The sequence below is a fragment of the Streptomyces sp. TM32 genome, from assembly GCF_004122755.1.
Classification (GTDB): Bacteria; Actinomycetota; Actinomycetes; order Streptomycetales; family Streptomycetaceae; genus Streptomyces; species Streptomyces sioyaensis.
The window spans coordinates 1-8,517 of the sequence record NZ_SDIG01000227.1; the positions used below are offsets into that span (position 1 = coordinate 1).

8 protein-coding genes are annotated in these 8,517 nt (G+C 74.0%); 3 read left to right on the forward strand and 5 right to left on the reverse strand.

The annotated features are described in order from the left end of the window. The first annotated feature begins 348 nt into the window (after window positions 1-348). Window positions 349-678 (forward strand): hypothetical protein, encoded by a 330-nt coding sequence (locus EST92_RS29500; protein ID WP_129283757.1) that lies wholly within the window; start codon window positions 349-351, stop codon window positions 676-678. Window positions 679-705: 27 nt separating this feature from the next. Here EST92_RS29500 and EST92_RS29505 read toward each other — a convergent pair whose 3' ends face one another. Further along, window positions 706-1,329, reverse strand: coding sequence for a YIP1 family protein (locus EST92_RS29505; protein ID WP_254069126.1), 624 nt, complete (start codon window positions 1,327-1,329; stop codon window positions 706-708). Between the two features lie 85 nt (window positions 1,330-1,414). Here EST92_RS29505 and EST92_RS29510 point away from each other — a divergent pair, with 85 nt between their 5' ends. Continuing rightward, window positions 1,415-2,131, forward strand: a complete 717-nt coding sequence (locus EST92_RS29510; protein WP_129283758.1) for a VIT family protein — start codon at window positions 1,415-1,417, stop codon at window positions 2,129-2,131. Between the two features lie 74 nt (window positions 2,132-2,205). Here the strand turns inward: EST92_RS29510 and EST92_RS29515 are convergent, their stop codons facing one another. The 4 genes from EST92_RS29515 to EST92_RS29530 all read right to left on the reverse strand — a co-directional run bounded on the left by EST92_RS29515 (window position 2,206) and on the right by EST92_RS29530 (window position 6,913). Next, window positions 2,206-3,327 carry a P1 family peptidase gene (locus EST92_RS29515; protein ID WP_129283759.1) on the reverse strand — a complete coding sequence of 374 codons (1,122 nt, stop codon included), beginning with the start codon at window positions 3,325-3,327 and terminating at the stop codon, window positions 2,206-2,208. Further along, on the reverse strand, window positions 3,320-4,153 hold the full coding sequence (locus tag EST92_RS29520) for a L,D-transpeptidase family protein (protein ID WP_129283760.1): 834 nt from the start codon (window positions 4,151-4,153) through the stop codon (window positions 3,320-3,322). Before EST92_RS29520 ends, EST92_RS29515 begins: the two co-directional genes overlap by 8 nt. Before the next feature lie 458 nt (window positions 4,154-4,611). Beyond that, window positions 4,612-5,757, reverse strand: a complete 1,146-nt coding sequence (locus EST92_RS29525; protein ID WP_343283815.1) for a low temperature requirement protein A — start codon at window positions 5,755-5,757, stop codon at window positions 4,612-4,614. 121 nt (window positions 5,758-5,878) lie between these two features. Beyond that, window positions 5,879-6,913, reverse strand: coding sequence for a methyltransferase (locus tag EST92_RS29530; RefSeq protein ID WP_129283761.1), 1,035 nt, complete (start codon window positions 6,911-6,913; stop codon window positions 5,879-5,881). Window positions 6,914-7,148: 235 nt separating this feature from the next. Here EST92_RS29530 and EST92_RS29535 point away from each other — a divergent pair. Further along, on the forward strand, window positions 7,149-8,517 hold a 1,369-nt coding region (locus tag EST92_RS29535), incomplete at its 3' end, for an amidohydrolase (RefSeq protein WP_254069128.1).

Genomic DNA, 8,517 nt, shown 5'->3' on the forward strand with positions numbered 1-8,517 from the left:
CCGTGCCGCAGCCGCCCCGGCCGCCGGCAGGGGGCTGCGGGGCGGCGTCGGCGGGCGGCCGGGGCGGCTGCGGCACGGTGCGTTCTCCTCATGTCGCGGACGAGGTGCCGCCATCGTCCGGGGGTGCGCTGCGCCGGGGGAAGTCTCCGGCATGTCCAACGGGGCGGGGCGGTTCCTGCCAGGGTGGCGTCTTGGGCCGCCGCAAGAAGGTGTCGAGCCGGAAATGTAGCGAAATGCCATAGGAGATGCGTCACTTCGGGACTTAAGTCCCAAGACCCCCTGTCGGAAGTCCTGAGGTGTGGTGTCTACTGGCGTGAGCCCAGCGCCGTACCCCTCCGGGAGGACCGCATGCTCCCCGTCTCGATTGTGCAGCAGATCGGCCTCGGCGTGCTTTTCGCGCTGGCCGTCGTCTGGACCGTCGGGCTGACCAGAATGCTGCGCCGGGGCCGGTACGAGGCGGCCCTGTGGCGCGACCAGCAGGAGATGCGGGCCCGGTACGCGCCGCGCGGGCGGTTCGCACGGCCCGGCCCCGAGGCACTGCCCGGCCGGCCGGAGCTGCTCGGTTCGGTGCCGCGGCAGACCGGTCCGCCCGGGCCGCCCTCGGAGTGCGTGCAGCTCAGCGACGCCGAGCGCACCGCGTTCGAGGGGCTCGTACGGCAGTTGACCAGCCGCAGTTGAGCCGGCGGCCGGGCCCCCGGGACGGGCTCAGCGCCCCGGGCCCAGCCGCAGCAGGGCCAGTGCGGTCAGCATCTGCACCGAGACGGCTGCCGTCGACTTCCACGTCGACAGATGGTGCTGGCCCCGTATGAGCAGCACCGCGAGGAGATAGCCGAAGCCCCAGGTCGTCCAGGTCGCCGCCTGCACGAAGGTGGCGTCGGTCGGCAGCCAGGCGGCGATCGCCAGCCGCGGCAGATCCGTCACCCAGAACAGGACGATGAACAGGCTCGCGGTCGGCGCGAAGCGGCCTATGCCACCGAGCGTGCGGGCGATGGCGTGGGCGACCGCGCCCAGGGCGAGGCTGGCGGTCAGCACCCCCGCCTCGGCCAGCCCGACGAGCTGGAGTGCCGCGGCGCGGTCGACGGCCCACTGGGTGTGGAAGGCGTCCATCGACACCACCCCGATGGCGCCGCTGATCAGCGACAGCAGTATGGCCGCGCTCCAGGCGCTGCGGTCCCGCGCCTCGTCCAGCACCTCCACCGGCCGGTACCACAGCCCCAATATCAGCCGGTGCCACCACAGCCGGCGGCGTGGTGCGGGCTCGGGAGGAGCCGGCTGGACGAGCGTGGGCGGCGGGTGCCGGGGAGACGGGGAGGGGGGCGGTGCGGGCATAACGCCGTTTCTACCACCGGCCAATTCGCCACGATGCGGGGGCGTCGAGCGGGACCACGGCCGGTACGGATGAGAGGCTCTGCCGGTGACTGTGCAGACACCGGAGCACGACGAGGCGCACGGCGGCGGACTCGGCAGCCGGCTCAACTGGCTGCGGGCCGCGGTCCTCGGCGCCAACGACGGCATCGTGTCCACCGCCGGACTGGTCGTCGGGGTCGCCGGCGCCACCGATGAACGGGCCGCGCTGCTGACGGCGGGGCTGGCGGGGCTGCTGGCCGGATCCATGTCGATGGCGGCCGGTGAGTACGTGTCGGTCTCCACCCAGCGGGACTCGGAGAAGGCCGCGCTGGCGCTGGAGAAGCGGGAGCTGGCGAGTGAGCCGCAGGCGGAACTCGTCGAGCTGACGGAGCTGTTGGAGGGCAAGGGGCTGGACGGCCAGCTGGCCCGGGAGGTCGCCGAGCAGCTCACCGAGCACGATGCGCTGCGCGCCCATGCAGAGGTGGAGCTGGGCATCGACCCCGACCAGCTCACCAACCCCTGGCACGCGGCGGGCGCGAGCTTCCTGGCGTTCACGGTGGGGGCGCTGCTGCCGCTGCTGGCGATCGTGCTGCCGCCGGCCGGGCAACGGCTGTGGATCACGGTGGTGGCGGTACTGGTGGCGCTGGCACTGTGCGGCTGGAGCAGCGCCCGGCTGGGCGCCGCACCGGTGGGCCGCGCGGTGCTGCGGAACGTCGGGGGCGGGGCGCTGGCGATGGCCGTGACGTATGCGGCGGGGTCGGTGCTGGGGGCGGTGGGGGTCTGACCGGCCGGCCGCGGCGGTCTGTGGTGGCGCGGCCCGAGGCCGTTCACCGGTACGAGTGAGCGGCCGATCCCCCGTCAATCCGCCCCGTAGAGATCGCGGTACGCGGGGAAGAGGCCGCCGGGGCCGTCCACCGTCGTTGCTGCCAGGGCGGCCCGGACCACGGCGCGGCAGACCACGTCCGCGCCGGCGGCCAGGATCTCGTTGAGGGCGCCGGCCTCCGCGTGGATGCCGAAGGCGGTGTCGGCGAGGGCCGCTTCGGAAGCGAGCGGACGGGCGGCGGTGGACAGGGCGAAGACCGTGTCGCCGTCGGACAGCAGATGCACCGGGCGGACGGCGCGGGCCAGCCCGTCGTGTGCGCAGCCGGCGAGTTTCTGGGCCTGGGCGCGGGTCAGGGCGGCGTCGGTGGCGACCACCGCGAGGGTGGTGTGGAGGGGCGGGTGGACGGACGCCGCCGAGCGGGCCGCCGATATCTCCCCGGCCTCGGCCAGCCGGCGCAGCGCGGCCGCGTGCACCTCGGGGTCGGGACGGCCGGTACGTCCCTCGTACAGCCGGCCGTAAAGGGCGCCGGTGCGCGGGTCGGCGACGGAGCCCACGGCGTTGACGGCGGCCAGCGCGGCGACGGTGGTGCCCGACGGCAGGACCGCGCTCGCGGTGCCGGTGCCGCCCTTGAAGCCGCCGGCCACCGCGCCCGTGCCGGCGCCCGTGTTGCCCTCGGCGACCGGGGAGCCGGGTCCGGTGAGCGCCGCGGCCGTGACCGCGGCCCGGCCCAGCGCGGCGTCCGGGCGGGCCCGCCAGTCGCCGCCGCGCCCCAGGTCGAACAGGGCCGCGGCCGGCACGACCGGGACGACCTGTGCGGGGTCGGGGCCGACGCGGAAGCCACGGCCCTGTTCCTCCAGCCAGGCGACGACCCCGGACGCGGCGTCAAGACCGAAGGCGCTGCCGCCGGTCAGGACGACCGCGTCGATGCGCTGGACGAGGTTGCGCGGGTCCAGCGCGTCGGTCTCCCGGGTGCCGGGCCCGCCGCCGCGGACCTCGACGGCCGCGACGGCGCCGCCGTCGGGGGCCAGCACGACGGTGGTGCCGGTCAGGTACCCGTCGCCGGTCCGCTCGGCATGGCCGACCCGGAGGCCGAGGACGTCGGTCAGGGCGTCCCGCGGTCCCGTGGCGTGCGGCGCGCCTGGTGGCTGCTCAGTAATGGGCCGGTCCCATCACGACGACCGGGTGCAGGTCGGGGTCGAGGGTGCGCAGCAGTTCCCGCATCACCGCGGGCTTGAGGCTCACACAGCCCTGGGTGGGGCCGTCGTGGTCGACGTGCAGCCACACCCCGCCGCCCTTGGCGTCGCCCCACGGACGCTTCTTGTCCATGGGGGAGGTGCCGGGCTCCCGGTTGTAGTTGATGGCGATGACGTAGTCGAAGGCGCCGGCCAGCGGCTCGCCGTCCACCCCCGTGCCGTCGGCGACGAAGCCGTTGTTGCGGTCGTAGGGGAGCCGGGTGCCCTCGGGGGCGGCAAGCCGGCCGCCCGCGTCGGTGAGCGAGAACACACCGATGGGGGAGCGCAGATCGCCGTAGCGGTGGTCGTCGGTCCAGCCGTGGGCGGCGTTGTGCGCGCCCCAGACGGGGCCCGGTGCCCAGTCGTCCGACCCCTCCTCGCGGGTGTAGAGGACGACACGGGACTCGAAGGAGTCCATGCCCTTGCCCGTGACGACCAGAACCTGTCGGGAATTGGCCGGTACCCGCTTCCTGGCGGCTTCGCTGAGGCCGGGGATCTGCCGCCCGGCGGGACCGTTCGGTGCGGCGTTCGGGGCGGTTTTCGGCGCGGCCGCGGGAGTACGTGGCGTGTCCGGGCCGGAAGCAGTCGTGGACGTGGTGCTCTTGGCGTCGGTCCCGCCATTGTGGTCGTCCCCCGAGGCCGGCCACGCCCACAGGGCGGTGCCTACCAGGGTGGAGAGGGCGAGACCGCTCACGGCCTTGCTGCGCCGGGACAGTCTCGTCCGCGCGCGGCACTGAGCGTGGCGTGCCATGGCTGGCGTCTCCTCAAGTACGGACAGCGGGCTGCCCCGGGGCTTTCCGTAGTTCTTCACAGGGGCACTCCCTGTCATAAAAAGGGCAATCTGCACCCTACCGCTTCAGCATCGGTGCGCCTCCGCTGGCTCAGGCGCCCCCCGGGGAACACGAGAGCGAAGCGGCGGGAAGTGGGGTCCATTGGTGGGTAATTGACGGGCACTCGACGAGCCGGGCTGCGGCCGGGGCGGCGGACCGCGCTGGTGGCGGGGCCTCGCCCGGCCGGGGGACGAAGATGGCTCGATCTGATGCAGGATCAGGGCGGGAACAGGGCTGTACGGCCGTTCGGCACGCTTATGGCGGAGCGGCATGGCGCGCCGAGGGAGGCCACTGCGGGGGCGGGTCCGGGGAACCTCCCGGAGATCGGTGACGGCACGCTCCCCGAGACGGGTGACGGGGCGGGGCGTTCCGGCCCCGGCTACTCCGCCGGTGCGGTGTCCTGACGGGGCGTGAGCTGGACGCCCGCCGCGACGGTCGCGGCGGCCACCAGGCCCGCGGCCGGCACCGCGGCGCGCCCGGCGAAGGTGCACGCCAGGACCAGCAGCGCCGACACCGGCAGCACCAGCTGCTGGGCCGCGCCGCGCTTGTGGTGCCGGGAGTGGATCAGCCACACCGTGCACAGGAACAGCGCGCCCGGCACCGTGACGCACGCGGCCGCCTGATACGCCGACAGGTCCGTCCTGCCGACCGGCTCCCGCACCGCGACCTCGATGCCCGCGCCGATCGCGGCCGCCGAGCCGAACACGAGGTAGTGGCCGTAGCCCCACAGGAACGCCTGACGGTTCGTGCGCAGATGGCGGTGGACGGGCACCGCGAAATAGATCCAGTACGCGGCGAAGACCAGCAGCAGTCCGCCGCCCGCGATCGGCAGCAGACTGCCCGGCGCGTGGTGCTCGTCCAGCGCCGCCTGCACGGCGAGCGTGGCCGCCGCGATCGTCTCGCCCAGCACGATGATGGTGAACAGGCCGTAGCGCTCCGCGATGTGACGGGCATGCCAGCTCGTCCGCCAGCCCCGCTCGGCCAGACCGGGGACGGCCAGCTCCAGCGCCCCCACGACCACGAACACCACGGGCACGGCCGCCTTCGGCAGGAGCAGCAGCCCCAGCCAGCCGACCTGGCACACCGTCACCCCCAGGGCGTAGGAGAGCGCGGCGCGCCGCTCGGCGCCCCGGCTGCCGTACGCGGCCCGCAACCACTGGGTGACCATTGCCAGCCGCATCACCAGGTACCCGCACCACACGAGGGTGAAGTCGCTCTCGGCGAAGGCCCGCGGCACGCCGGCGGCCAGGATCAGCACCCCGGCCATCTGGACCAGCGTCACCACGCGATAGAGCGGGTCGTCGGTGTCGTACGCCGAGGCGAACCAGCTGAAGTTCATCCAGGCCCACCAGATGGCGAAGAAGAGCATCAGGTAACCGGCGAGGCCGTGCCCCGGATGCCCCTCGGCCAGCGCCTCCGCCAGCTGTCGGCCCGCCTGGGCGATGGCCACGACGAAACACAGGTCGAACAAGAGCTCCAGCGGGGTGGCGGCGCGATGTTCCTCGTCGCGTCGGCGTGCCCGCATGGGGACCGGCACCACCTCGGCTCCTCTCGTCGGCCGGACCGGCCGCCCTCAGTACAGCGCGGGCGGGCCGCACCGCCAACGAGGGGAGCGGGCGGCGGCGTGTCGCGCGCGGGGGCGGCGGCTACTCGGCGACCGCGTCCACGATCGAGGGGAAGGCCGAGGTCGGCAGTACCCGGGTCAGCCGGAACCCCTCGGCCGACAGCAGGGTCGCGAACTCCTCCGCGGTGCGCTCCTGCCCGTCGACCACGGCCATCATCGCCACGTCCAGGGTCTTGCCGAAGTGCGGCGCGTTGCCCGGCGGCAGTACGGAGTCGATGACCAGCAGCCGGCTGCCGGCCGCCATCGCCCGGTGGCAGCTGCGCAGGATGCGCCGACAGTCCTCGTCCGGCCAGTCGTGCAGGACCTGCTTGAGGACGTAGACGTCCCCGCCCTCCGGTACGGACGCGAAGAAGTCGCCCTCCTGGACGCGCCAGCGACCCTTCACCTCGTCGCCGTCCAGGAGGTGGTGGGCGAGCGGCGGTGCCTGGTCGAAGAGCACTCCGGTCAGTTGTGGATGGCGGCGCAGCACGGCGCGCAGCAGTCCGCCGCGTCCGCCGCCGACGTCCACGACCGTGGCGCCGGTCGCGGGGAACGGATAGACCGCCGCCACCGCCTCGTCGACCGCTGCGGACAGCGACGACATCCCGTCGTCGAAGAGCCGGCGGGTGTCCGGCTCCGACTGCAGATAGGTGAAGAGGGGCGCCCCGTAGAGCCGCTCGAAGGAGGTGCCGCCCTCCTGTACCGCCTCGGGCAGATCGGCCGAGGTCCGCCGGAAGAGGTCGTCGGTCATCATCATGACCCCGTCGTGCAGCGAGTCGGGGACACCGGTCCGCAGCAGGGCGGCGGTGGGCGTCAGCTGGAAGGCCCCCGCGGTGTCCTCCCGGAAGATGCCGCGGGTGGCGAGGTAGCGCAGGACGCGGCGCAGGTGCGGGGCGTGGGTGCCGGTGGCGGCGGCCAGCTGCTCGGCGGTGCGTGGGCCCTCGGCGAGGTGGTCGGCGATACGGTGCTGCGCCGCGGTGCGCAGGGCGGCGGAGAAGAGATGGCCCATGGCCTGGTCCATCAGGTGAGCCGTGAGGTCGCGGGGCTCGCCGGTCGTTCGGTCGGGGGAAGTGGCCAACGTCAGCCTCCAGTCAGCGGCTTGGGCTTGCTGGTCCCGGTCGCAGGGGGTGATCCACGGTTGCAGCCGCGCGCTGCGGTGTCACGGGCGGGCTCCGGGTCAACCGCGAAGTCCGGCCAGGGCAGCGTGGGGTGGCCGGGTCTTGGCGGTCGGCCTGGGGCCCTAGGGGACGGATCCGGGGGATGCCAGGGATCCGCTCTCGATGCGGCGCGGCCGTTCATGGTCGAATGCGCATATGAGCGAGCGCGACACGACAGGCACGACCAGCCCGAACGATGACGCCGAGCACCGCAACGACTCCGTACCGGCCGCCACCGTCCTGGCCGCCACCCCGGCCGAAGCCGTCCTGGCCCCGCTCGGCGACCGCCTTGCCGACCTCGTGGCCCTCTACGAGGACCTGCACCGGCATCCCGAACTCGGCTTCCAGGAGACCCGCACGGCCGCCGAGGCCGCCCGCCGGCTGACCGCGTCCGGCTATGACGTCACCACCGGCATCGCCGGGACCGGCGTCGTCGGCGTGCTGCGCAACGGGCCGGGCCCCGTGGTCCTGCTGCGCGCCGACATGGACGCGCTGCCCGTCGCCGAGAACTCCGGTCTGGACTACGCCTCCACGGTCCCCGGCCGGATGCACGCCTGTGGGCACGACGTCCATGTGGCGTGTCTGCTGGGCGCCGCCGATCTGCTCGCGGCGGGTCGCGACCGCTGGTCCGGCACGCTGATCGCGCTCTTCCAGCCCGCCGAGGAGGTCGGCGGCGGCGCCCGCGCCATGATCGACGCCGGGCTCTACAGCAAGGGCCTGATCCCCACCCCCGAGGTGGTGCTGGCCCAGCATGTCGCCCCGCTCGCCGCCGGGCTGATCGCCTACTGCCCGGGCCCCTGTATGGCGGCCGCCGACACTCTGGAGATCACCTTCCACGGCACCGGCGGCCATGGCTCGCGGCCCGAGACCACCGTCGACCCGATCCTGATGGCCGCGTCCTTCGTCCAGCGGGTGCAGTCCGTGGTGGCCCGCGAGGTCGCGCCGAAGGACCGGGCGGTGGTCACCGTCGGCTCCTTCCACGCCGGGGACTCCGCCAACGTCATCCCCGACCGGGCCGTCGTCCGGCTCAGCATCCGCACCTTCGACGACGCGGTGCGCACCGCCGTGCTGGCCGCCGTCGACCGCATAGCCCGGGCCGAGGCCGCCGCCTCCGGCGCGGACCGCGCCCCCGAGACCGTGGTCCTGGACACCTTCCCCGTCACCGTCAACGACTCCACGACGCTGCGGCAGGTCAACGACGCCTTCACCGAACTCTTCGGCGCACAGCGGCTGTTCCCGTACGAACCGGCCACCGGCAGCGAGGACGCCGGACTGCTGGCGACCGCCGCCGGGGCCCCGCTCTACTACTGGTGGCTGGGCGGCTGGGACCCGGAGGAGTTCCATACGGCGCTGGCCGCCGGCCGGCTGGCGCAGGACATCCCGTCCAACCACTCCCCGCACTTCGTACCGGTCGTCCGCCCGACCCTCACCATGGGCGTGGAGGCACTGACCGCCGCGGCGCTCAACCAGCTGGCGGGGTCGGAGTCGGCGTCGGCGTCGGCTTCGGCGGAGGGGGTGGGGGAGG